The following is a 21,307-nucleotide window of genomic DNA, read 5'->3' as shown; positions in this document are numbered from 1 at the left end:
ATGGGGCGCAGATTGCCGGAAGCGGCGGGGTCAGAAACTGGGGGCATAAAAAAAGTTCGCAGCTTATAAAAAAGAGGGAGCGGTGGCAGGCCCTGCTTCCGTGCGGTCTGTCACAAAACCGAGGATGATAGCGCGGAATCCCCAAGGCTACCAGTACAAAAAGTGATTTGGTGTATACATTTATTAAACATTTTTATAACGGATCTCAAAACAGAACTTAAAATTTAAACAATATTTAAATTTTTGAGCTTCGGTGGTAACGTGAGTGGTGAGAATCGTATCACCTGCGCTAAATAAAAACAGCGAGTAAAGTAAGGCTCAAATCCGATGAATAAAAAGATGGCCGTACCACGCTCACAGGCGGTTGGTCCCAACAGCACTCGGACCAACACCCGCCATGAGCAAGAGACGGATGTATTGTTGATTGGCGGCGGCATTATGAGCGCCACACTGGGAACCTGGCTGCAGGAGCTTGAGCCAGACTGGTCTATTACCATGGTTGAGCAGATGTCCAGCGTGGCGGAAGAGAGCTCAAACGGGTGGAACAATGCGGGTACCGGCCACGCGGCGCTAATGGAGCTGAACTACACGCCGCAGACCGCCAACGGCATCAATATCGACAAAGCGGTCGACATCAACGAAGCCTTCCATATCTCGCGTCAGTTCTGGGCGCATCAGGTGACGCGCGGCGTCCTGAACAAACCAAAATCTTTCATTAACAGCGTGCCGCACATGAGCTTTGTGTGGGGCGAAGATAACGTCAACTTCCTGCGCGCGCGCTATGCGGCGCTGCAGCAGAGCGAACTGTTCCGCGGTATTCGCTATTCTGAAGACCATCAGCAGATCAAAGCCTGGGCGCCGCTGGTAATGGAAGGCCGCGATCCGCAGCAAAAGGTGGCCGCCACCCGTACTGAAGTGGGAACCGACGTCAACTATGGCGAAATTACCCGCCAGCTGATCGCCGGCCTGCAAAAGCATGATAATTTCTCCCTGCAGTTGGGTACCGTGGTGCGTCGCTTCAAGCGCAACGCCGACAAGAGCTGGACGGTCACTCTCGCGGATGCCGACAACCGTCGTCAGAAGCGGGTCATTAAAGCGAAATTCATCTTTATCGGCGCCGGCGGCGCGGCGTTGACGCTGCTGCAGGAAACCGGCATTCCACAGGCCAAAGAGTATGCGGGCTTCCCGGTCGGCGGCCAGTTCCTGGTCTGCGAAAATCCGGAGGTGGTGAACCACCATCTGGCGAAGGTTTACGGCCAGGCCGAAGTGGGCGCGCCGCCGATGTCGGTGCCGCACATTGATACCCGTATTATCGACGGTAAACGCGTGGTGCTGTTCGGGCCGTTCGCCACCTTCTCGACCCGCTTCCTGAAGAACGGTTCATTGTGGGATCTGCTGGCCTCGACGAATACCTCGAATATTCTGCCGATGCTCAACGTCGGTCTGGACAACTTCGATCTGGTGAAATACCTGATTAGCCAGGTGATGCAGAAAGATAAAGATCGCCTGGCGGCGCTGTGCGAGTACTATCCGGAAGCGCGGAAAGAGGACTGGCGGTTGTGGCAGGCCGGTCAGCGCGTGCAGATTATCAAGCGCGATGCGAAGAAGGGCGGGGTACTGCGCCTCGGTACTGAAGTGGTGAGCGATGACGAAGGCACTGTCGCGGCGCTGCTCGGCGCATCGCCAGGCGCCTCCACCGCGGCGCCTATCATGCTGCAGCTAATGGAAAAAGTGTTTAAAGACAAAGTCAATTCGCCGGAATGGCAGGCCAGGCTGAAGGCCATCATCCCGACCTACGGTATTCGCCTTGACGGCAACCCGGCGGAGATTGAGAAAGCGCTGGCGTGGACCAGTGAAGTGCTGGAGCTGAAATATGAGCCGGCCGCGGTGGCGGATGAAGCCCCGCAGGCGGAGCTGAAGCCGCTGAGCGGTGGTAAGCCGATGGCGGATATCGCGCTCTGACAAACGCTCTGACAAAAACGGCAGCCTGCGGGCTGCCGTTTTTTTTGTCGGTTTGATGGGTCGACTTAGCGGACGGCGGCGTTACCGATGGTTTCGTCGGCGCGCCAGATGCGATATTTCACATCGACATTGGTCGGCGCGTACACGACAATCGGCAGCTTGCTGTTGTAGCGCAGCATGGCATCATCGCCGAGACCGGCAGTGACAAATTTCTTCTCTTTCTTGCCATCCGGGCAGGCCATCATGGTAGAGACCGGGCCGCTCAGCTTATCAAAGACATAGTAGTCATAGCCCCAGCCTTCCAGGGTTTTGCTTTCCAGCTTCCCGCCTAAACGATGGTGGTTGCAGTCAACTTCCAGCGTCTGGCCGATTATCAGCTCAACCTTCAGCGCTGACTCATCCTGCTGCTGCGGCAGCTGAATAACCTGACGCTTCATGCCTTTTTCCGCTTTCGGGAACGGCGCGACTTTTTCCAGCGGCTGTTCTGCGGCCTGGGCGCCAGCGGACATGCAGGCGGCGGTCAGCAGAGAAACGGCTAGCGTAGTGATTTTTTTCACGGTTGATCATCCTTTATTTTCGTTCCTGACAGAGATAGCCTATCATCACCTGGCTAAATGTTAAGATTTATTTACCAATTTTTGCAAAATGAATAGTGTTATCTACTGGTAAGATGTCGGCCGCGCAGAGCGCAACAGGGGCGCTGGCAGGCCGGCAGAGGCCTGCCGGTGAAATTATTCATTACGACTATTTTTCGCTTCCTCAATGAACTCTTCATCTATTTCATCGGTATTACCCGCATGCTCTCGTCCCGACAGCAGGTTCCAGCAAGCGATAAACAAGGCGGCAATCAGCGGCCCGATAACGAATCCGTTGATACCGTAGATCTCCATGCCGCCCAGCGTGGCGATAAGGATCAGGTAGTCCGGCATTTTGGTATCCTTGCCCACCAGCAGCGGACGCAGAATGTTATCCACCAGGCCAATCACAATCACAAAGAAGCCGACGATAAAGGCGCCCTGCCACAGCTGCCCGGTGGCGAAGAGGTAAATCGCCGCCGGCACCCAGATAATGGCCGAGCCTACCGCCGGGATAAGCGACAGGAACGCCATCAGCGCACCCCACAGAATGCTGCCGTCCAGACCGGCAACCCAGAAGGCAAAGCCGCCCAGCGCCCCCTGCGCCAGCGCCACGGCCACGGTGCCTTTTACCGTGGCGCGGGCGACCGCGGCGAATTTAGCGAACAGGTGCTGCTTCACATAGCTCGATAACGGCAGAGATTCGAGAGTCAACAGCACCAGGTAAGGCCCATCCTTCAGCAGGAAGAACAGCAGGTACAGCATAATGCCGAAGCTGACGGTAAAGCCAAAGGTGCCTTTACCAATCAGAAACGCGCTGCCGGCCAGATACTGGCCGCTTTTCAGCGCAACATCGGAGAGCTGCTGCTGGATCTGCTGCGCGCTATCGAGGTTGTGCTCGGCAAGGAAACCTCTGGCCCAGCCGGGGAGGTGAGCAAACAGACTGGCGACCACCGTCGGGAACTGAGTGTCGTTATGCTGAAGTTTGCTATACACCACGTTCAGCTCGTAGGCCAGCGACGAGAGGATGATCGCCAGCGGCGTAAAAACGATAAGGCAGATGATGACGATGGTCAGCAGCGCCGCGAGGCCATTGCGCTCGCCGAGGCGAGTGCGAATCTTGTTTTTGACCGGATTAAAAATCACCGCAAGGATCGCGGCCCAGAGGATGGCGGAATAATAGGGTGAGAGAACATCAAAAAAGGCCAGGGTTACAATAAAGACGATAAGGATGAAAAATCCTTTGGTAAGTCCATTAACTCTCATGTCATCCGCTCCTGCTTATGAGTTATACAGTCGAATGATAGATGCTACGACGTAATTTACCATCAGGATAGTCGTACTCTATAACAGAGGGGAAAAAGTGGATAAAAACCCTGGCAGAAAACCCTGCGGACGCTATTGAGTAAAACAGACAACTTCTGCTTTCAATGCCTGTCCGGTACCCATGATGAAAGCAGTGTTATCTGCAAAATGTGCTGTCAGGAAGCAACGAGGTGTAGAAGCGTAGTATATCGATACGGCAAAAGCGGAGGTTATGGCGGATAATCCATGGTCAAACGGGCAGAAAGAAAGCGCGCAGCGGATATTTCCACGCGCGCCTTATGCAGTGTCTTACTGAAGATTGCCTGCGGTCAGGCTCTCTTTATCAAAGGCATGGCTGACATCAATATGATTCTGATGCATCGATGTATCGATATTTGAACCCGCCTCCGGATGCGTCTGGCTCTTCTCTGCGGCCATCACGCCGGACGAAAGTGTAGCGGCCAACAGCAGTGCGGTGACTACGCCGATATTTTTCATGTTCTGTTCCTTATTTCATCGTGTTGTCGCTGTCGCCTGTTTCTTCCGGCGGCCCGGCAATGTGGCTATTTTATTTCGTCAGCTCAGCGGTCATATGTACGCGGTTATTGAATTGAGCGCTGGTGATTTTGTAAGACGCGCCTTGCTCTGCGGCCTGCGCGGCAATTTTGGCTTCTGCGCGGTCCAGGGTGGAAGCGCTGGCGCTGATGCTCTGAGCAAAAGTACCGAAAGAGATCATAGAGAGTGCGGCAACTGCAACGAAAGTTTTGATGGATTTCATGGTCGTATTCCTTAAGTGTTTTGTCAGTGTTGGAGCGTTGTTGCCCCGATGTGATAAATGATAGGCTGACGGCCGGATGATTAAAATCGAAACAATTTGCTTTCATTGTTCAGTAAATTTGAATAATCATTGTCAAGTATTGCCATCCAGTTTTGTTAAGAAAGCTAAATTACAATTCAGCCTCATTGTCATAACAAATATATAAAAAGTTATTTTTTAACTTTCGATAGATGATTTTCTTGTTTGCTATCATCTGAACTGCAGCAATATAGTTTTTAGGCAGCAATAAGCGCCGGCGTGCGGCAAATAAAAATTATCCACGAATATTTAATTATGATAACTATTAATAAGATCAGTAAAAGCTTCTCCGGTGAAAGAGTGCTAAAAGAGGTCTCGCTCAGTATTCATTCCGGTGAGATTATTTGCATTATTGGCCCCAGTGGCTCAGGGAAAACCACGCTATTACGTACACTTAATTTCCTGGAGCCTGCCGATAGCGGGCAAATAAGAATAGATGATGTGGCGCTGGATTGCGCAAAAGCGGGCAAAAAGGAGATTGAAAAGCTACGGGCAAAAACCGCCATGGTTTTTCAATCGTGGAATCTCTTTCATAATCTGACCGCACTGCAGAATATTACCGAAGGCCTGATTTACGCTCAAAAGCGCCCGCGTCAGGAGGCGCAGGATATTGCTGAACAACTCTTAAAGCAGGTGGGGTTATTGCATAAAAAAGACAGCTATCCGCACAGTCTCTCCGGCGGCCAAAAGCAGCGTATCGGGATTGCGCGGGCGCTGGCAATAAACCCCGCCGTTCTGCTGCTGGATGAGCCGACTTCCGCGCTGGATCCGGAAAAAGTTGGTGAAGTGCTGGAGCTTATTCAGACGATTGCCGCTGCGGGGCAGACGATGATTATCGTGACCCACGAAATGGCGTTCGCCCGCCAGGTCGCTTCCCGGGTGGTATTTATGGAAAACGGCGAAATCGTTGAGCAGGGCCCGGCGGAACAGATATTTGGCGCAGCACAGCAGGGGCGAACCCGGGCGTTTCTGGCGCAACTGCACTATCATGCCTGAGGCTAATGATGAACAATAACCCGCTCTTTAACTGGCAGGATATCGCCGGAATATTGCCGAAACTGCTGGAAAATTTACCCGTGACCCTCGGGATAACGCTGGCCTCACTGCTGCTTGGTTTGACGATCGCGCTGCTGATTGTGCTGCTGCAGTTTAGTCGCTTTAAGCCGCTCAGCGCGGTGGCAAACGGGTATACCGACATTCTGCGTGGCGCCCCCCTGGCGCTGCTGATCCTGCTGTTTTTCTTCGGCGGAAAATTAATTTTGACTGCGCTGGCGCTGCCGCCGCTATGGATTAGCGATACCACCTTTGCGGTGTTGTCTATTTCGGTCAGCATCAGTCCCTATTTTGCAGAAATGATGCGCTCCGCGTGGCGTGCGGTGGATACCGGCCAGAAAGAGGCCATCATCAGCCTCAATATTCCCTGGCATAAGGGAATGCTGCGGATTATTTTTCCCCAGGGGCTCATTATTGCCATTCCCGTTTTTGGTAATCTTTTAATTAACCTCGTGAAGATGACCTCACTGGTCAATATTATTGGTATTGTAGATATTTTTGGCCGTGCACAAAAGATTTCGCAAAATAGCTATGGGGCTAAACAGGTTGCGGCGTTTATTAGTGTTATTATCGTTTACTGGGTGCTGAATAGTATTATTCTCTATTTTACCACTCGTATTGAAAAGAAGTATCAGTTCCTGCTGGAGTGATAGATTAACATGTTTAGCCTGGCGTTCATTCGGGACAATTTTACGTTTATTTTAAGCGCGCTGCCGGTTACCCTGGTGATAACGTTATTGTCCTTACTCTTTTCCACTCTGCTGGGCGCGGCGCTGGCGTGGGTGATTATTCGTCAGGTTCCCGGGGTTCAATGGGGGGCGAAGGTATTTCTCTCCTTTAGCCGTTCGGTCCCGGTACTGGTGATGCTGTATTTCTTTTTTTACGTCTGGCCGTGGATAGCCGCCGGGCTGTTTGGCGGCCCGCAGGATAATATGTACCACTATAAACTCTCGCCACTGGTGGCGGCGGTCACCGCGCTATCGCTGATTTTCAGCGCGTATTTCGCCGAAACCTTTCGCGCAGGCTGGAACGCGGTTGATAAGGGGCAGCGCGAGGCCGCATGGTCAATTGGGCTAAGCGGGTTCACGCAGTTCCGACGCATTATTTTTCCGCAGGCGGCAGTATCCGCACTGCCGAACTTCACCAGCGTGCTGATCGATCTGATTAAAGACACCTCGCTGGTTTACACCATCACCGTTATTGATCTGATGGCGAAAGCCAATATCGCCGCCGCGCGCGGGTTTCATTTTGTCGAAGCCTATTGCGTCGTGCTGGTGATTTATATCGCGCTGTGCCTGGCAATTGCCAGAGCATTGCGCAGTGTAGAACGGTTTCTGCGCGCCCGCTGGCAAGGAAACGTACAAAAGAGTGTTCCACGGTTATCATTTTGGGGAAGGTATTTTGAAAAATAAAATTTTACTGGTGAGTGCGCTGACGTTGGCAATGGGAATTAACGCCGCACAGGCGGTTGAAAAAAGTCCGCACGCGAAGACGATTGAGGTTGTCGTTAACGCTAACGGTTTTCCCTTTAGCTTTGTTGACGATAACAACAATATTACCGGCTACGATGGCGATCTGTTAAAGGTGCTGGACCAGCGGTTAACCGACTATACGTTTCATTTTAATGCGGTCTCGCGCGACGCGATGATCGTCGGCCTGTCGACCGGCGCGTATACCCTTGCGGCGGATCACTTTTATCTTACCAAAGAGCGGGCGGAAAAATACGACCACTCCGGCGAGCCGACCGGGATCAGCGATTTACGCCTGATTGTACGTAACGATGAGAACGATATTCATAACCTTGGCGATCTCGCCAGCGGTAAGAAAAAGCTGGTGCCGATTCATACCTCCGACGCCCGTTATACGGTGATTGAAAACTACAACAAAAAACATCCAGGCCAACAAATTAACCTGCAGCCCAACGGCGAGCAGTCCGCCGCCGATATCTTTAAAGCGGTCGCTTCCGGGGAATACGATGCGGCGATTTATCCCATTGGCGCACTGCTGGCGTTAAATAAGGCGCTAAATCTCAATCTGAAAGCTTCGGATTCCGTCGGCCTGTTTCCTAACGTCTATTTGTATAAAAAAAATACCGACCCGCAGCTGATCAAAGCGATTGATGCGCAGTTGGTTGCCCTGAAAAAGGACGGCACGCTCGCTGAGCTCTCACGGAAATGGTACGCCGAAGATGTGTATGCCCTGCCGGGCGCCAGCGACGTCAAAGTGAATACCGACTGGGAATAAACGCATGACGCAAATAAGCTCGGAACCGGCGCATAACGCCGCCACCTTAAACGATGAGGTGACCCTGGCGCTGCGCGCCATTACTGAAAAACGCGCGGCTACCATCGGTTACCTGTTGGACGAAAGCCGACAACGACATATCGCGGATGATTTTGCGCGTGAAGCCATACGCCACTATGGCCGCGATATCGGGCATAAGCTGCGTGAGCAAATGCGCGATCGCCAGGATTTGCAGGAGTTTGCCGGGCTGTTTACCCGCGGTCTGGAATCTCAGGTTTATGAGATGGAGCCCGTTAGCGCCAGCCGGGCCGAATTTATCGTCCTGTTTCATTACTGTCCTTACGTCAACTGCTGGCGGCAGCAGGGGCGGGGCGCCAGCGAAATTGAGACGCTATGCGATATCTGCATGGAAGGGGATCATGCGTTAACTGACGCGTTTCCGGGGCTGCGTTTAGAGGTGCAGACCGCGCTGGCTCGCGGTGATGCCGCCTGTCGGCTGCGTTTTTATCAGTCAGAGTCGCATGAGGCGGAATGGCAACCTTAAGTGGGGGCCACGCAACCAGTTTATTAATCAGCCAGAAGCGGCGATTCAGGCACTGAGCGGGCAAAAGCTCACCACGGTTGACGGCGACGTTGACGGACGGATTTATCCCACTGACGGAACGGGGATTCGCGTTGCCGACCCGGCGCGACAAGGCCGGCGCTTCGGTGTTGGTCACGACGAATAGCGTTTTGAATAAGGAGTAAAACTATGGCAAAGGTCCATTTTATTGGTGCCGGACAGATGACGGAGGCGATTATTCGCGCATCATTAAGCAACGGTACGCTGCGGGCGGACGCGATCTCGCTGGAGGATATCGACAGCACGCGAATCGAGGCTCTGCACTCCCGCTATCGGTTGTCGGGCGACGGTGGCTTAAGCGAGGCCTCTTTATTGGTGCTGGGGATCCGTCCGCAGGACGATCTGGCGGCGGTGGCGAGCCGCGTGCGCGCCCAGCTAAACGGCTCAACGACGGTGGTTTCTCTGATCGCGGGAGTGACCCTGGAAACGCTGGCCTCCCTGTTTGGTGAGACAACGCCGATTGCCAGGACGATCCCCAATACTCTGACCGATACCGGATTTGGCTATAGCGGCGTGACCTTAAACGCCCACGCCAGCGCGGCTGAGATCGAGCCGTTTCTGCGCGGTTTTGGCAAAGTGCTGTATCTGCCAGAGCGGTTGATCGATGTCTTTACCGGTTTTGGCGTCGCGGGGCCTAACTATATTTACTACTTTATTGAGTCGCTTACCGATGCCGGCGTACTGGCGGGGCTGTCGCGGCCTCAGGCGACGGAGGTGGTGCTGGAGAACCTCCTCGGCGCGGTCGAGATGCTGCGCCAAAGCCAGAAGCATCCGCGTCAGCTTCTGGATATCAATAATTCGCCGGCGGGAGTCGGGATCCACGCTCTGTATGAGCTGAACAACAGTGATTTTGCCGCAGGCCTTCAGCGCAGCGTACTGGCGGCGGTCAGGCGTACCCGTGAACTGGGACAGCGCTAAACCCCTTCTTCCCGCCACTGGCCGTGCAGCACCCGGCGCTTTTCCGGCGATGCGCTTAAAGGTGCGGCTTAAGGCTGCATAAGTACGGTAGCCCAGCCGGGTCGCTAACGTCGTCTATTAATCCACGGGGAGCAGGACAAGTTCAGGCATTGGTCATTCGACATGCCAGGGGGAATATGCCTGAAGATCCCGTTTAAATTCGACGGAAAACAGGCAACAAAAAACCCGCAAACTCAGAGAGAGTGCGGGTTTCTGTAGGGTTACCGGTCGTTAACAAAACTTACCGGTGAATGATTTGGTCGGCACGAGAGGATTTGAACCTCCGACCCCCGACACCCCATGACGGTGCGCTACCAGGCTGCGCTACGTGCCGACGCGTGGGGAACAATATTACCCGTTCCCCGAGCGAATGCAAGCGGGTCGCGCGCGATTGATTCATAATTAATCAATCAGTTAGCGATAAAGCGTTTTTCGTCAGTCAGGACCTGCAGCAACAGACTGAGCTGCGGTTTCTGATCTTTAATTTTCTCGCCGTCGCGGCTCCAGGTGGTATAGGTGCCGTTATGGTTGAGGACCACGGTGATGGTCGGGGTGGTAATGGCCAGCGTATCACCGTTGGCCGCGGTGACCCAGCTCCGACGTCGTGCGGCGCTGAACAGATCTTCACCCTGGGAGTACTCATTGGCTGGCGTCGAAACGTGGAGCAGGCGCTGCATCAGCGTGGTCATTACATCTTTGTTATCGGTCAGCGTGGCAATTTCCTGCGCCGGCGTGCCCGGCCAGTGAATAACCAGCGGCACCTGCAACTGCTCGCGCGACCAGTCGAACGAGTCGTGTTTGACGTTAAGCGGCTTGCCGTGGCCGCCAGTGATAATCACCACCGTGTTGTCGAGCTTGCCGGCTGCGCGTAGCGCGGTCAGCACCCGATCAATCTGGGCGTCAACATCACCTGCCGCCTTGCTGTAACGGCGGACAAAGCCCTGTTGCTGCGTGTCGTCGAGGGTGGTGCCGTTGAGCGAGATCCACGAGAACCAGCGATTCTCATCCTGCGCGTAACGGTCCAGCCAGCCGATCCACTGATTGGCCGTCTGCTCGTCGCTCTGAGTCTTCGCGCTCGGTAGCGAGAAGTCGGAGAGCAGCGCCTGGCGATAGAGCGGGCTGCTAAACCCATCGGAGGAGAACAGGCCCAGCTGGTAGCCCTGCTGGTTGAGGGCGGTGATCAACGCGGCGGGAATACGCGCCGAGAGGACACCGTCCATATAGCCTGGTGAAATACCGTAGAACAGGCCAAACAGGCCGCTGTCGGCGGTATTACCCGAACTCATATGCTGGGTAAAATTGACGTTCTCTTTGGCGAACGCCGCCAGCGCCGGCATGGTCTTTTCAAACCGCGAATAGTTCAGGTTGTCGACGGTGATCAGCAGCACGTTGTAGCCCGCGCCGAGATCACGGTAGCGCAGGTTGCTGAGCGGATACTGGACCGATACCGCCTCCGGCGCCCCTTGCTCAACCAGACGACGCTGATAATCCTGGGCGTCGAGCAGACCATGTTTCTCGAGGAAACGGCGGGCGGTCATCGGATAAGAGAGCGGCAGATTCGCTCGCTGCATCGTGATCGGGCGATAGAAGTTGGCATCCGCCCAGATATAGACCAGGTGGCTGCTGATAAACGACAGAAAGAAGAACCAGGCGACCGGGCGGGCGTAATGACGGCGGCGTGTCAGGCTGCGCAATTTCTGCCAGCTCCAGGTGGCGAAGAGCATTTCAATCAAAAAGATGACCGGGACGCTGATAAACATCAGCTGCCAGTCGCGCGCCATCTCATTCTGGTCAGGGTTGATGACCAGCTCCCAGACGACCGGGTTTAAGTGAAGATGGAAGCGGGTGAAGACCTCGCTATCTATCAGCAGCAGCGTCATCCCGGCGGTGGCAAGGATCACCGACAGGAAGCGCATCAGGCGCTGCGAGACCACGATAAAGGTCAACGGGAAGAGGATCAGCACATAGCTGGTAAACACCAGGAAGCTGAAGTGTCCGACGAGACTGACGTACGAAAAAAGCCGTCCGGCAAGCGTCGTCGGCCAGTCGGCGACAAAAAGATAGCGGCTGCCGAGCACCATGGCCAACAACATGTTGAACAGGGCGAACCAGTGCCCCCAGCTGACCATCTGGGAGACTTTTTCTCGGTAGGGCTGACGTAGAGTCACCATATACTGTTGCTGTTATCCTTAATGCGCCGGATCGTCGTTAATGGAAGACTGCAAAGCCTGCGCGAAAGAACGGGCGATGGCCTGACGCTGCGCCGGCGCGACGCTACTGTTGATCAGGTTGGTCACCATATTGCCTAACACCATTAGTGAAAGGTCAACCGGGGCTTTGTGTGATTCCAGGACGTTCGTTAGCTCGCTGAGCAACTGTTCGACCTGTTGATCGCTATAGCGGGAAATTTGCGGCATAAACTCAAAATCTGTTTGTTCGTGAAAGGGCAACATATTACCGTAGCAGCAGCTTTTTTTCCGCATTTTTTCGCCGCGACGCAAAAGCGCACCGATCGTCGGTAACAACGTCGAAATGTGTGGCGCCAGTTGCGTCGGCAACCCGGCGGTGGTTGAATACCGCCCGGTCTAAAAGGAGAGTTTAACATGAGTCTGGATATCGACCAGATTGCCCTGCATCAGTTAATCAAACGTGATGAACAAAATCTGGAGCTGGTGCTGCGCGAGTCACTGCTGGAGCCGAACGCGACGGTCGTCGAGATGATGGCTGAACTGCACCGGGTTTATAGCGCCAAAAGCAAAGCCTATGGCCTGTTCAATGAAGAGAGCGAACTGGCGCAGGCGCTGCGCCTGCAGCGTCAGGGGGAAGAGGAGTTTCTGGCGTTCAGCCGCGCGGCGACCGGTCGTCTGCGCGATGAACTGGCGAAATACCCGTTCGCCGAAGGGGGGATCGTCCTCTTCTGCCAGTATCGTTACCTCGCGGTCGAGTATCTGCTGGTGGCGGTGCTCAATAACCTGAGCAGTATGCGCGTCAACGAGGAGCTGGATATCCGCTCGACCCATTATCTGGATATTAACCATGCTGATATCGTCGCGCGCATCGATTTAACCGAGTGGGAAACCAACCCGGAGTCGACCCGCTATCTGACCTTCCTGAAAGGGCGGGTAGGGCGCAAAGTGGCCGATTTCTTTATGGATTTCCTCGGCGCCAGCGAAGGGCTTAACGCCAAAGCGCAGAACCGCGGCCTGCTGCAGGCGGTGGACGACTTCGCCGCCGATGCTCAGCTTGATAAATCCGAGCGACAGAATGTGCGTCAGCAGGTCTACGCGTACTGTAACGAACAGCTGCAGGCCGGGGAAGAGATTGAGCTGGAGTCGCTGTCCAAAGAGCTCGCCGGCGTCAGCGAAAAGAGCTTCCAGGAATTCACTGCCGCGCAGGGCTATGAGCTGGAAGAGAGCTTCCCGGCGGATCGCAGCACCTTACGCCAGCTGACCAAGTTTGCCGGCAGCGGCGGCGGATTGACCATTAACTTCGACGCCATGCTGTTAGGTGAACGCGTATTCTGGGATCCCGCCACCGATACCCTGACCATTAAGGGCACCCCGCCGAACCTGCGCGACCAGCTGCAGCGCCGGACGTCCGGCGGCAATTAAGCCCCATGCCCTGTCGGCGCTATCGCTGAACGGGGATGATCTCCACGCCGCACTGCACCAGCTGCTGGCGCAGCGCGGCGTCGGGTTCACCGTCGACGATAAGCGTACTGGCGAGGCTCAGTTCGCCGATGGCAAAGGCTGACGCGGCGTTGAGCTTCTCCCGGGACGCCATCACCACGGTTTCCGCCGCTCTGGCCGCCAGTGCGCGTTTGATGCCCGCTTCTTCATAATCACCGGTAGTGAAACCTGCCCGCGGGTGGATGCCGGTCACCCCCATAAAGAACAGATCGGCATTGATCCGCGCCATACCCGCCAGCGTCTCGGCGCCCACAGCGACGACCGAATGTTTAAACACTTTGCCCCCGAGCAGGATCACCTCGATTCGCGGGTGGTCCACCAGCGCCACGGCGATGCCAGGGCTGTGGGTGACCACCGTACAGTTCAGTTCCGCAGGTAAAAAGCCGATCATTGCCGCAGTGGTGGTGCCGCCATCGACAATCACCACCTGTCCAGACTGGATCAGCGCGGCGGCGGCGCGGGCGACTGCCTGCTTGGAGGCGATCTGCACGCTTTTGCGCGTTTCAATAGGCGCAATAGCGGCAGAAACCGGCAGTGCGCCGCCGTGGACCCGCTGCAGTTTTCCTTCCGCCGCCAGCTCGCGCAGATCGCGGCGAATGGAGTCCTCGGAGACGTTGAACCGCTGGCTTAGCTCCCCGGACATCACCTGTTTTTCCTCGGTGAGGATCTGGAGGATCTGCTGTTTTCTCTGACTGGCGAGCATGATTTTTCCTTCACGAATGATCTTGTTTGTGCCTGATTATGCATGTTATGGTGCCGGCTGTCATCTCAAAGGGGATATAACATGCAAACTCACGCACCGCACGTCCGCCACGTTCGCGAGACGCTGCTCTCTGACAACTGGTACACCCTGAAAAAATATACTTTTGAACTGCTGCGCCGGGACGGTTGCTGGCAGGAGCAGAGCCGGGAAGCCTATGATCGCGGCAACGGCGCGGTCATTTTACTCTATAACCGTGAGAAGCGGACGGTGGTCCTGACGCGCCAGTTCCGATTTCCGGTATTTATCCACGGTCACGATGGGTATCTGATTGAGGCTGCCGCCGGGCTGCTGGATAACGCCTCTCCGGAGGCGCGGATCGTTGCCGAAGCGGAAGAGGAGACCGGCTTTCGCGTGACGCGTGTCGAACCCGTCTTCACTGTCTTTATGAGTCCAGGCTCCGTGACCGAGAAGCTCTACTTTTTTATCGCGGAATATCAGGCCGATGATCGTCGGGGCGACGGCGGCGGGTTGGCGGCAGAAGGTGAGGATATTGAAGTGCTGGAGTGGCCGCTGGCGCGGGCGCTGCAGGCTATTCGCGATGGCGAGATCATGGATGCGAAAACGATAATGCTGTTGCAGCATCTGGCGCTGAATGCCGATACGCTCCTCGCCGGCTAAGCGGCAAGGAGCAGGGGAGATTAGCGCAATTCGCGGGCAATGGCGCTGTACATCAGCGCCGCTTCCAGCGGCTGGGCGTTGAAGGACGGTTCCGCCTGCGGCCAGGTCGACCACTGGACGATCACCAGATGTTCCGCGCGGTTCACCATGATCACCTGGCCATAGATCCCCAGCGCCCACAGCGAGCCCTGCAGTCCTTCCTGCGGCGTCGGCTGTACGTGTTGCGCATTGGCCGGAATGGCGTTGTTCCACCACTGATAGCCGTAGATACCTTGCGGATGCGCTGCTGAAACCGAGTTCAGCGCTTTTGTCCAGCTTGCGGCCTGGTCGAACCAACCTGCGGGCACCAGCTGTTTGCCGTTGCTTAACCGACCATCGCGGGCGACAAACTCGCCAAAGCGGCCCCAGTCTTCGAGGGTGGCGTTAAAGCCGTGGGCGCCAACATCATGCTTCCCTTGCTGATAAGCATGCCATACGCCATCGTGGGCCATACCCGCAGGCTGCCACAGCGACTGCTCAAGCCAGGCGGCCAGCGACATACCGGTCGCGCGTTCCAGCACATCGCCCAGCAACCAGGCGCCGCCGGAAGAGTAGGACCACTGCTCGCCTGCCGGGTGTTTACGCGACAGCGTCGACACAATTTTACGTACGCAATCATAGGCGCCGGGCTGCGCTTCACACTGGGTCAGGCGGGCAAAGTGCGACTGCGGATTGGTGTAATCTTCATTCCAGTCCACGCCGCTGGTATGTTGAATGAGTTGCCTGAGCGTTACACCGTCCCAGGCGGTGCCTTTTAGTTCGGGTTCATAAACGGTAATCAGGTCATCGAGGGAGTGGATTTTCCCCTGCTGAATGGCGATGCCCACCAGCGTCGAAACCACCGATTTCCCCACCGAGCGAGAGGTCCACAGCGTGGTATCGGTGTTGCCGTTGCCAAGGTATTTCCAGGCGACTTTGCCATCTTTCAGCACCAGCATGCCGCTGACGTTCTCGCGCTTCAGGTAATCCTGTAGCGTCCAGGTGTGGCCGTTGAGGGTATAGCTGGCGTGGGTCAGTGGCTTTTCAGCACGCTCCAGCGGGACCGCTGCGCCGTGGCGGAAGACGTCTCCGGCATAATTGCGATAGTCGTTACGAAAACCAACGACGCGTGACGCCTGATCCCAGGTGAGCATGTCTTTGGCCGCGGGTAGCGTTTGGTCGTAAGGGGTGGGGCAGACATCCAGCGTCAGGTCGCCGCAGTTTTGCGCCATCGCCGCCGCCGGCAGCGCCGCCAAAATTAACGCCAGAGCCAGTAGTTTTTTTATCATTTTTATTTCCTCGTTTGCCATAGATTCGCTGCGCAGTATATAAATCGGCTCGCGAAGGCTAAAATCAGCATAGGGGGGATTTTCCCCCGCAAGGGAGAGAGGGATGAAAACCCTGCAGTATTCTTTCGCACAGATTGAGGCCTTCGCCACCATCGCCGAAACTGGCAGCCTGTCGCAGGCGGCCATTCGTTTAGCTAAAGACCGGACCACGCTTCGCGATCTGCTGGACTATCTGGAAGATGCGCTGGGCTACCGGCTGTTCAGCCGTGAAGGGCGTAGCCTGACGCTAACCGCCGAAGGCGAGCAGCTTTTTCGCCAGGCACACCTGCTGTTGCGTCAGGCGCAGGCTTTCGAGTCTTTTGCGCAAACGCTGCCGCAAACGGCCTGGCAGGCGTTACGTCTGGTGTACGATCCCTTCGTGCCGCGTGAATTTCTCTGTTTGCTGGCTGATACGCTTGCCCGGCGGCAGATCCGTTTAAGCTGCTGGAGCGCCTCGCGGCGCGAAGCCGAGCAGGCGCTGAGCGAGGGCATCGCGGATATGGCCATTTGCCAGGCTAATAATCGTACGCTGGGCAGCGAAATGGAGTGGCGGGCGCTGGGCACCGTTGATTTACGTTTTTACGCCGCGCAAGGATTGTTTACTGACGCCGCACGGCCGCTGACATTGCTGAATTTATCGCTAACGCCACAGCTGGTGATGCACCGGCGCAGTGACGATCAGATCGCCCGCCGGCTACAGATATCCGGCCATACGCTGTATATGAATGAAATCGCGCTGCTGCGCCATGCGATGGAGCAGGGGATGGGCTGGGGGTTTTTACCGGAACATTTACGGCCAGGCGAGTGGCAGGGGGTTGCTGAAATAGCTACCGAGGTCGGCAGTCAGGGACTGAACGTGACCATGGTGATGCTCTGGCTGCCCGGCATGAATAAGCACCGGATGCTGAGCGACCTCGTGGACGAGGCGCCGGAACTTTGGCGGCGCCGATAACAAAACGCCCCGGGTCAGAAGACACCAGGGCGTTTGCCATACAACTTGCTATCGGCGATTACGCGCGAACGAAGTCGATGTGGGTCAGTTTCGGCTTGAACGCGTGACGCTGAACAGCCTGAACTTTAACTTTCTCTTCTTTGCCATCGATAACGAGGGTCACAACTTCGCCGTAAAATTCAGCTTTATCCTGCATGTTCCACAGTTTGTCGTGATCCAGTTCGATAGCAACCGGAGCAGCTTCGCCACCGTAGATGATTGCCGGGAACTTGTTAGCTGCGCGCAGGCGGCGGCTCGCACCCTTACCCTGCTCTTTACGTACTTCTGCGTTGATAGTAAACATTGATGTCTCTCTATATATAAAGCCTGCAACAGGCGACCCAGCTGCAGGCAGATTATCTGCTTTGCGAATGCAAAAGCGGGCGGCATTATAGCCGCCAATCGGCACAGCGGCAATCAAAACCTCAGTTTTTGGCGGATTAACGCAGCTCATTGGCGCGACGGAAACGGCCCTGATAATCGAAAACTTTTTCCCGCACCTGCCAGTATTGCCCCTTCATTCGGGCGACGACAAAGTCAGGATGGCGCAGCAGCGCCTGCTGGGCAATGATATCCGCCGGGGTTATCCAGCGTAACGGCACGCCCGGCGTACGGGTATGCGGGCGGATAAACAACTGCTCAAAGGCGGTACGCTGGGCGGGCGTTTGCAGACGGAAGCGCTCACTCACGTCGGCGCCGTCCTCATCATAGTAGGTGATTTTCAGCCACGGGCCTTTCTCGTCGCTACCGTGCTGCATAGCCATGCCGCTGCAGCGCAGCACCAGCGCGTCCTTTAGCTTCAGCGCCGCCTTCAGCATATCGTCCGGGTCGACCAAAATCGTGTCGCACTCGCGGCAGCGGCGGGCGGCGATATCGTTTTCCGCGTTGCACTGCGGGCAGTTTTTGAAGCGAAAGCGGAAGTCGCACTGTTCGCGGTGGCCGTCATCATCTTCAAACCAGCCCTGGCAGCGGCGGCCAAAATGCTCAATCAAGGTGCCGTCGGCGGTGGTTTTGCCCCAGAAGGTGTTGGCGAAACCACAGGCCGGGCAGAAGACCTGCACCGGCACGTTGTCGCTTTTCCCCTTCGGCGTCCCCACTTCCGGGGCGTACAGGTCATGCGGGTTGCCGGCGTAGTCGAGGATCAGGCAGTCGGTTTTGCCCGGCGCCAGGCGCAGGCCGCGGCCAACGATCTGTTGGTAAAGACTCACCGACTCGGTGGGGCGGAGGATGGCGATCAGGTCAACGTGCGGGGCGTCGAAGCCGGTAGTCAACACCGCGACGTTCACCAGATAGCGATACTCCTGCGCTTTAAACGCCTCGATAATGCGATCCCGCTCTGGTCCAGGCGTTTCCCCGGTGATCAGCGCGGCTTGCGCCGCCGGCAGCAGACCGGTTACTTCCCGGGCGTGTTCCACGGTGGCGGCGAAGATCATCACCCCTTTACGGCTTTCGGCGAACTCCACGATCTGGCTGACGATATGCGGTGTTATGCGCTGCTGTTTTTTCAGTTCGTGGTTAAGATCGGCTTCGCTGAACAGGCCGTTGCTTTGCGCCTGCAGACGGCTGAAATCGTACTGCACCACCGGCATATCAAGGCGTTCCGGTGGCGTCAGGTAGCCGTGCTTAATCATATAGCGCAGCGGCAGCTCATAGATGCAGTCGCGAAACAGTGCTTTCTCATCGCCACGTACCATGCCGTGGTAGTGAAACTGATAGATCCAACCCTTGCCGAGGCGGAACGGGGTAGCCGTCAGGCCGAGCAGCCGGAGCTGAGGATTCACCTGCCGCAGGTGGCTTATGATCTGTTGATACTGGCTGTCGTCGTCATCGCTGATACGGTGGCATTCATCGACGATGAGCAGCGAAAATTCACTGTGAAACTGATCGAGGTTGCGCGCCACCGACTGCACGCTGCCGAACACCACTTTGCCGTGGCTTTCTTTACGCTGCAGACCAGCGGCAAAGATATCCGCCTCGAGGCCAAGGGCGCAGTATTTCGCATGGTTCTGCGCCACCAGCTCTTTGACGTGGGCCAGCACCAGCACGCGGCCGCGGGCCAGCCGGGCAAGCTCGGCAATCACCAGGCTTTTGCCCGCGCCGGTGGGCAGGACAATGGTCGCCGGCTCGGTATGGCGACGAAACCAGGCGAGGGTGGCATCGACGGCTTCTTGTTGGTAGGGGCGTAATGTAAAAGTCATGAATTCACGGGGCTAATTAACTCGCGAATAGTATGCCATGAATCTTTTCCCTTGAGTGGTGTTAAGAGCCCGTTATACTAGCCAGTGAAATTCTTCTTTTTCGGGCGAGTTGCCCGCTCCAGCACTATTACAGGCTAAAAAAATTCATGCGACTTGATAAGTTTATCGCTCAGCAGCTTGGCGTCAGCCGGGCTATTGCCGGGCGTGAAATCCGCGGCAGCCGGGTTACCGTGGACGGCGACATTGTGAAAGATGCCTCTTTTAAGCTCCAGCCAGAGCACGAGGTGGAATATGATGGCAATACGCTGACCCAGCAGAACGGCCCCCGTTATTTTATGCTGAACAAGCCGCAGGGTTGCGTCTGTTCCACCGACGATCCCGATCATCCGACTATCCTTTATTTTCTCGATGAGCCGGTGGCGCACAAGCTGCACGCCGCCGGGCGCCTGGATATCGACACCACCGGGCTGGTGCTGATGACCGACGACGGCCAGTGGTCGCACCGCATTACCTCGCCGCGCCACCATTGTGAAAAAACCTATCTGGTGGAGCTGGAAAGCCCGCTGGCGGAAGGGACCGCAGAGCTGTTTGCCAAAGGCGTCCAGTTGCACAATGAAAAAGATCTCACTAAGCCGGCAGTGCTGGAAGTGATCACCCCGACCGAAGTGCGCCTGACCATCAGCGAAGGGCGCTACCATCAGGTGAAACGCATGTTCGCCGCCGTGGGCAACCATGTGGTTGGCCTGCACCGGGAGCGCATCGGCGATATCCTGCTGGATGACGCGCTGGCGCCGGGTGAATATCGTCCGCTGACGGAAACGGAAATCGCCAGCGTAGGCGCCCCGCAGGCACGGAGTAAAACGTGACAGTGAAGCAGAATTCTTCTCTGGGAATTGTGTTTATCCTCGGCCTGCTGGCCATGCTGATGCCGCTGTCGATCGATATGTATCTTCCGGCACTGCCGGTGATCGCCGCCCAGTACAACGTCCCGGACGGCAGCGCGCAGATGACGCTCAGCACCTATATCCTGGGCTTTGCGCTGGGTCAGCTGCTGTACGGGCCGATGGCAGACAGCCTTGGTCGCAAACCGGTGATCCTCGGCGGGACGCTGGTGTTCGCCGCGGCGGCGGTGGCTTGCGCCCTGTCGCAGACCATCGATATGCTCATTGTCATGCGTTTCTTCCACGGTCTGGCGGCCGCGGCCGCCAGCGTGGTGATCAATGCCCTGATGCGCGATATCTATCCGAAAGATGAGTTTTCACGGATGATGTCGTTTGTCATGCTGGTGACGACCATTGCGCCGCTGGTGGCGCCGATGGTCGGCGGGGCGGTGCTGGTCTGGTTTAGCTGGCATGCCATCTTCTGGATCCTCGCGCTGGTGGCCCTGCTCGCCTCGCTGATGATCGGCCTGTTTATCCGCGAAACGCTGCCAGCTGACAGGCGTCAGCCGTTCCATCTGCGCACCACGCTGGGTAATTTTGCCACTCTGTTCCGTCACAAGCGGGTTCTGAGCTATATGCTGGCGAGCGGTTTTAGCTTCGCGGGGATGTTCTCGTTTCTCAGCGCCGGGCCTTTTGTTTACATCAATATTAACCACGTCGCGCCTCAGCACTTTGGCTACTATTTTGCGCTGAACATTGTTTTTCTGTTCCTGATGACCATGTTCAACAGCCGGTTTGTGCGGCGGGTGGGGGCGTTGCGCATGTTCCGCGCCGGGCTGTGGATCCAGTTTGCCATGGCGGTATGGATGGTGGTTTGCGCGCTGCTGGACGTCGGCTTCTGGTCGCTGGTGATCGGCGTGGCGGCCTTTGTCGGCTGCGTATCGATGGTGTCGTCTAACGCCATGGCGGTGATCCTCGATGAGTTTCCGCATATGGCCGGCACCGCTTCGTCACTGGCCGGAACGTTTCGTTTTGGTATCGGGGCGATCATTGGCGCGCTGCTGTCGATGGCGACGTTTACCACCGCCTGGCCGATGCTGATCTCTATTGCCTTCTGCGCAACCTGTTCTATTTTCTTCTCGCTTTACGCTTCCCGCCGGCGAAAAATCGCACACTAGGTCACATTTTCAGGGGCGAAATCGCCCCTTTCTTGATACATGTCAACCAGAATGAGCTTCAGGGTTCTG

Annotated in this window: 22 protein-coding genes and 1 tRNA gene; 12 read left to right on the top strand and 11 right to left on the bottom strand. The window is 56.2% G+C overall.

Features of this window, described 5'->3' with window-relative positions; translation table 11 throughout:
• Window positions 1-327 precede the first annotated feature (327 nt).
• Window positions 328-1,962, top strand: a complete 1,635-nt coding sequence (gene mqo / locus NKJ21_RS15640; protein ID WP_012541003.1) for a malate dehydrogenase (quinone) — start codon at window positions 328-330, stop codon at window positions 1,960-1,962.
• Window positions 1,963-2,027: 65 nt separating this feature from the next.
• Here mqo and eco read toward each other — a convergent pair whose 3' ends face one another.
• From eco to NKJ21_RS15620, 4 genes are all read right to left on the bottom strand, one after another.
• Window positions 2,028-2,519: a serine protease inhibitor ecotin gene (eco, locus tag NKJ21_RS15635; protein WP_046881768.1), complete on the bottom strand. Its 492-nt coding sequence runs from the start codon at window positions 2,517-2,519 to the stop codon at window positions 2,028-2,030.
• A gap of 174 nt (window positions 2,520-2,693) precedes the next feature.
• Complete coding sequence (locus NKJ21_RS15630; RefSeq protein WP_012967534.1) at window positions 2,694-3,803, bottom strand: AI-2E family transporter; 1,110 nt, start codon at window positions 3,801-3,803, stop codon at window positions 2,694-2,696.
• Between the two features lie 348 nt (window positions 3,804-4,151).
• Entirely contained in the window at window positions 4,152-4,340 is a 189-nt protein-coding gene (locus NKJ21_RS15625) for a hypothetical protein (RefSeq protein ID WP_008803987.1), read from the bottom strand.
• Between the two features lie 70 nt (window positions 4,341-4,410).
• Window positions 4,411-4,620, bottom strand: a complete 210-nt coding sequence (locus NKJ21_RS15620; protein ID WP_004102265.1) for a YdgH/BhsA/McbA-like domain containing protein — start codon at window positions 4,618-4,620, stop codon at window positions 4,411-4,413.
• 333 nt (window positions 4,621-4,953) lie between these two features.
• Between NKJ21_RS15620 and NKJ21_RS15615 the strand changes: the two genes are divergently transcribed.
• The 6 genes from NKJ21_RS15615 to NKJ21_RS15590 all read left to right on the top strand — a co-directional run bounded on the left by NKJ21_RS15615 (window position 4,954) and on the right by NKJ21_RS15590 (window position 9,535).
• Window positions 4,954-5,694, top strand: a complete 741-nt coding sequence (locus NKJ21_RS15615; protein WP_008803988.1) for an amino acid ABC transporter ATP-binding protein — start codon at window positions 4,954-4,956, stop codon at window positions 5,692-5,694.
• Window positions 5,695-5,702: 8 nt separating this feature from the next.
• Entirely contained in the window at window positions 5,703-6,401 is a 699-nt protein-coding gene (locus NKJ21_RS15610) for an amino acid ABC transporter permease (protein ID WP_008803989.1), read from the top strand.
• Between the two features lie 9 nt (window positions 6,402-6,410).
• The gene (locus tag NKJ21_RS15605) at window positions 6,411-7,163 is read left to right on the top strand and encodes an amino acid ABC transporter permease (protein WP_012967537.1); all 753 of its coding nucleotides are present in this window, start codon (window positions 6,411-6,413) and stop codon (window positions 7,161-7,163) included.
• Window positions 7,153-7,995: a transporter substrate-binding domain-containing protein gene (locus NKJ21_RS15600; RefSeq protein ID WP_022065447.1), complete on the top strand. Its 843-nt coding sequence runs from the start codon at window positions 7,153-7,155 to the stop codon at window positions 7,993-7,995. The genes NKJ21_RS15605 and NKJ21_RS15600 overlap by 11 nt, the downstream gene beginning before the upstream one ends.
• Before the next feature lie 4 nt (window positions 7,996-7,999).
• A complete protein-coding gene (locus NKJ21_RS15595) occupies window positions 8,000-8,539 on the top strand; it encodes an L-2-amino-thiazoline-4-carboxylic acid hydrolase (protein ID WP_070612811.1) in 540 nt (179 codons plus the stop codon).
• 207 nt (window positions 8,540-8,746) lie between these two features.
• On the top strand, window positions 8,747-9,535 hold the full coding sequence (locus tag NKJ21_RS15590) for a pyrroline-5-carboxylate reductase (protein ID WP_022065448.1): 789 nt from the start codon (window positions 8,747-8,749) through the stop codon (window positions 9,533-9,535).
• A 296-nt stretch (window positions 9,536-9,831) separates the two neighbouring features.
• Here NKJ21_RS15590 and NKJ21_RS15585 read toward each other — a convergent pair.
• From NKJ21_RS15585 to NKJ21_RS15575, 3 genes are all read right to left on the bottom strand, one after another.
• Window positions 9,832-9,908, bottom strand: a tRNA-Pro gene (locus NKJ21_RS15585).
• A 76-nt stretch (window positions 9,909-9,984) separates the two neighbouring features.
• Entirely contained in the window at window positions 9,985-11,745 is a 1,761-nt protein-coding gene (gene yejM, locus NKJ21_RS15580) for an LPS biosynthesis-modulating metalloenzyme YejM (RefSeq protein WP_110202723.1), read from the bottom strand.
• An 18-nt stretch (window positions 11,746-11,763) separates the two neighbouring features.
• Window positions 11,764-11,991 carry a YejL family protein gene (locus NKJ21_RS15575; RefSeq protein ID WP_004195346.1) on the bottom strand — a complete coding sequence of 76 codons (228 nt, stop codon included), beginning with the start codon at window positions 11,989-11,991 and terminating at the stop codon, window positions 11,764-11,766.
• Between the two features lie 186 nt (window positions 11,992-12,177).
• Between NKJ21_RS15575 and yejK the strand changes: the two genes are divergently transcribed.
• Window positions 12,178-13,185: a nucleoid-associated protein YejK gene (yejK, locus tag NKJ21_RS15570; protein ID WP_008803995.1), complete on the top strand. Its 1,008-nt coding sequence runs from the start codon at window positions 12,178-12,180 to the stop codon at window positions 13,183-13,185.
• A 19-nt stretch (window positions 13,186-13,204) separates the two neighbouring features.
• Here yejK and NKJ21_RS15565 read toward each other — a convergent pair whose 3' ends face one another.
• Window positions 13,205-13,966 carry a DeoR/GlpR family DNA-binding transcription regulator gene (locus NKJ21_RS15565; protein ID WP_167807112.1) on the bottom strand — a complete coding sequence of 254 codons (762 nt, stop codon included), beginning with the start codon at window positions 13,964-13,966 and terminating at the stop codon, window positions 13,205-13,207.
• Between the two features lie 81 nt (window positions 13,967-14,047).
• On the opposite strand from NKJ21_RS15565, the gene NKJ21_RS15560 reads away from it, so the two are divergent.
• Window positions 14,048-14,644 carry an NUDIX domain-containing protein gene (locus NKJ21_RS15560; protein WP_038421545.1) on the top strand — a complete coding sequence of 199 codons (597 nt, stop codon included), beginning with the start codon at window positions 14,048-14,050 and terminating at the stop codon, window positions 14,642-14,644.
• Window positions 14,645-14,664: 20 nt separating this feature from the next.
• On the opposite strand, the gene NKJ21_RS15555 is transcribed toward NKJ21_RS15560, so the two are convergent.
• Window positions 14,665-15,951, bottom strand: coding sequence for a serine hydrolase (locus tag NKJ21_RS15555; protein ID WP_239270699.1), 1,287 nt, complete (start codon window positions 15,949-15,951; stop codon window positions 14,665-14,667).
• Window positions 15,952-16,054: 103 nt separating this feature from the next.
• Here NKJ21_RS15555 and NKJ21_RS15550 point away from each other — a divergent pair, with 103 nt between their 5' ends.
• Complete coding sequence (locus NKJ21_RS15550) at window positions 16,055-16,942, top strand: LysR family transcriptional regulator (RefSeq protein ID WP_008803999.1); 888 nt, start codon at window positions 16,055-16,057, stop codon at window positions 16,940-16,942.
• A 58-nt stretch (window positions 16,943-17,000) separates the two neighbouring features.
• Here NKJ21_RS15550 and rplY read toward each other — a convergent pair whose 3' ends face one another.
• Window positions 17,001-17,285, bottom strand: coding sequence for a 50S ribosomal protein L25 (rplY, locus tag NKJ21_RS15545; RefSeq protein ID WP_008804000.1), 285 nt, complete (start codon window positions 17,283-17,285; stop codon window positions 17,001-17,003).
• Between the two features lie 136 nt (window positions 17,286-17,421).
• Complete coding sequence (locus NKJ21_RS15540) at window positions 17,422-19,179, bottom strand: DEAD/DEAH box helicase (RefSeq protein ID WP_012541014.1); 1,758 nt, start codon at window positions 19,177-19,179, stop codon at window positions 17,422-17,424.
• 146 nt (window positions 19,180-19,325) lie between these two features.
• Here NKJ21_RS15540 and rsuA point away from each other — a divergent pair, with 146 nt between their 5' ends.
• Both rsuA and NKJ21_RS15530 read left to right on the top strand, forming a co-directional pair.
• Window positions 19,326-20,045 carry a 16S rRNA pseudouridine(516) synthase RsuA gene (gene rsuA, locus NKJ21_RS15535; RefSeq protein ID WP_254732979.1) on the top strand — a complete coding sequence of 240 codons (720 nt, stop codon included), beginning with the start codon at window positions 19,326-19,328 and terminating at the stop codon, window positions 20,043-20,045.
• The gene (locus tag NKJ21_RS15530; RefSeq protein ID WP_008804003.1) at window positions 20,042-21,238 is read left to right on the top strand and encodes a Bcr/CflA family multidrug efflux MFS transporter; all 1,197 of its coding nucleotides are present in this window, start codon (window positions 20,042-20,044) and stop codon (window positions 21,236-21,238) included. The genes rsuA and NKJ21_RS15530 overlap by 4 nt, the downstream gene beginning before the upstream one ends.
• Window positions 21,239-21,307 lie beyond the last annotated feature (69 nt).

Source organism: Klebsiella sp. SWET4 (genome assembly GCF_024296565.1).
GTDB classification, from domain to species: domain Bacteria; phylum Pseudomonadota; class Gammaproteobacteria; order Enterobacterales; family Enterobacteriaceae; genus Klebsiella; species Klebsiella variicola.
The sequence above is the reverse complement of the archived record's forward strand: the minus strand, read 5'-3'. Positions and strand labels throughout refer to the sequence as shown.

Excerpts from the sequence above, each read along its gene's own strand:
- NKJ21_RS15625 (WP_008803987.1), bottom strand. The coding sequence starts at position 4,340 with ATGAAAAATATCGGCGTAGTCACCGCACTGCTGTTGGCCGCTACACTT.
- NKJ21_RS15565 (WP_167807112.1), bottom strand. The coding sequence starts at position 13,966 with ATGCTCGCCAGTCAGAGAAAACAGCAGATCCTCCAGATCCTCACCGAG.
- NKJ21_RS15590 (WP_022065448.1), top strand. The coding sequence starts at position 8,747 with ATGGCAAAGGTCCATTTTATTGGTGCCGGACAGATGACGGAGGCGATT.
- rsuA (WP_254732979.1), top strand. The coding sequence starts at position 19,326 with ATGCGACTTGATAAGTTTATCGCTCAGCAGCTTGGCGTCAGCCGGGCT.
- NKJ21_RS15550 (WP_008803999.1), top strand. The coding sequence starts at position 16,055 with ATGAAAACCCTGCAGTATTCTTTCGCACAGATTGAGGCCTTCGCCACC.
- NKJ21_RS15540 (WP_012541014.1), bottom strand. The coding sequence starts at position 19,179 with ATGACTTTTACATTACGCCCCTACCAACAAGAAGCCGTCGATGCCACC.
- NKJ21_RS15595 (WP_070612811.1), top strand. The coding sequence starts at position 8,000 with ATGACGCAAATAAGCTCGGAACCGGCGCATAACGCCGCCACCTTAAAC.
- rplY (WP_008804000.1), bottom strand. The coding sequence starts at position 17,285 with ATGTTTACTATCAACGCAGAAGTACGTAAAGAGCAGGGTAAGGGTGCG.
- NKJ21_RS15620 (WP_004102265.1), bottom strand. The coding sequence starts at position 4,620 with ATGAAATCCATCAAAACTTTCGTTGCAGTTGCCGCACTCTCTATGATC.
- NKJ21_RS15575 (WP_004195346.1), bottom strand. The coding sequence starts at position 11,991 with ATGCCGCAAATTTCCCGCTATAGCGATCAACAGGTCGAACAGTTGCTC.
- NKJ21_RS15630 (WP_012967534.1), bottom strand. The coding sequence starts at position 3,803 with ATGAGAGTTAATGGACTTACCAAAGGATTTTTCATCCTTATCGTCTTT.
- yejM (WP_110202723.1), bottom strand. The coding sequence starts at position 11,745 with ATGGTGACTCTACGTCAGCCCTACCGAGAAAAAGTCTCCCAGATGGTC.
- yejK (WP_008803995.1), top strand. The coding sequence starts at position 12,178 with ATGAGTCTGGATATCGACCAGATTGCCCTGCATCAGTTAATCAAACGT.
- NKJ21_RS15555 (WP_239270699.1), bottom strand. The coding sequence starts at position 15,951 with ATGATAAAAAAACTACTGGCTCTGGCGTTAATTTTGGCGGCGCTGCCG.
- NKJ21_RS15560 (WP_038421545.1), top strand. The coding sequence starts at position 14,048 with ATGCAAACTCACGCACCGCACGTCCGCCACGTTCGCGAGACGCTGCTC.
- NKJ21_RS15615 (WP_008803988.1), top strand. The coding sequence starts at position 4,954 with ATGATAACTATTAATAAGATCAGTAAAAGCTTCTCCGGTGAAAGAGTG.
- NKJ21_RS15610 (WP_008803989.1), top strand. The coding sequence starts at position 5,703 with ATGAACAATAACCCGCTCTTTAACTGGCAGGATATCGCCGGAATATTG.
- NKJ21_RS15605 (WP_012967537.1), top strand. The coding sequence starts at position 6,411 with ATGTTTAGCCTGGCGTTCATTCGGGACAATTTTACGTTTATTTTAAGC.
- mqo (WP_012541003.1), top strand. The coding sequence starts at position 328 with ATGAATAAAAAGATGGCCGTACCACGCTCACAGGCGGTTGGTCCCAAC.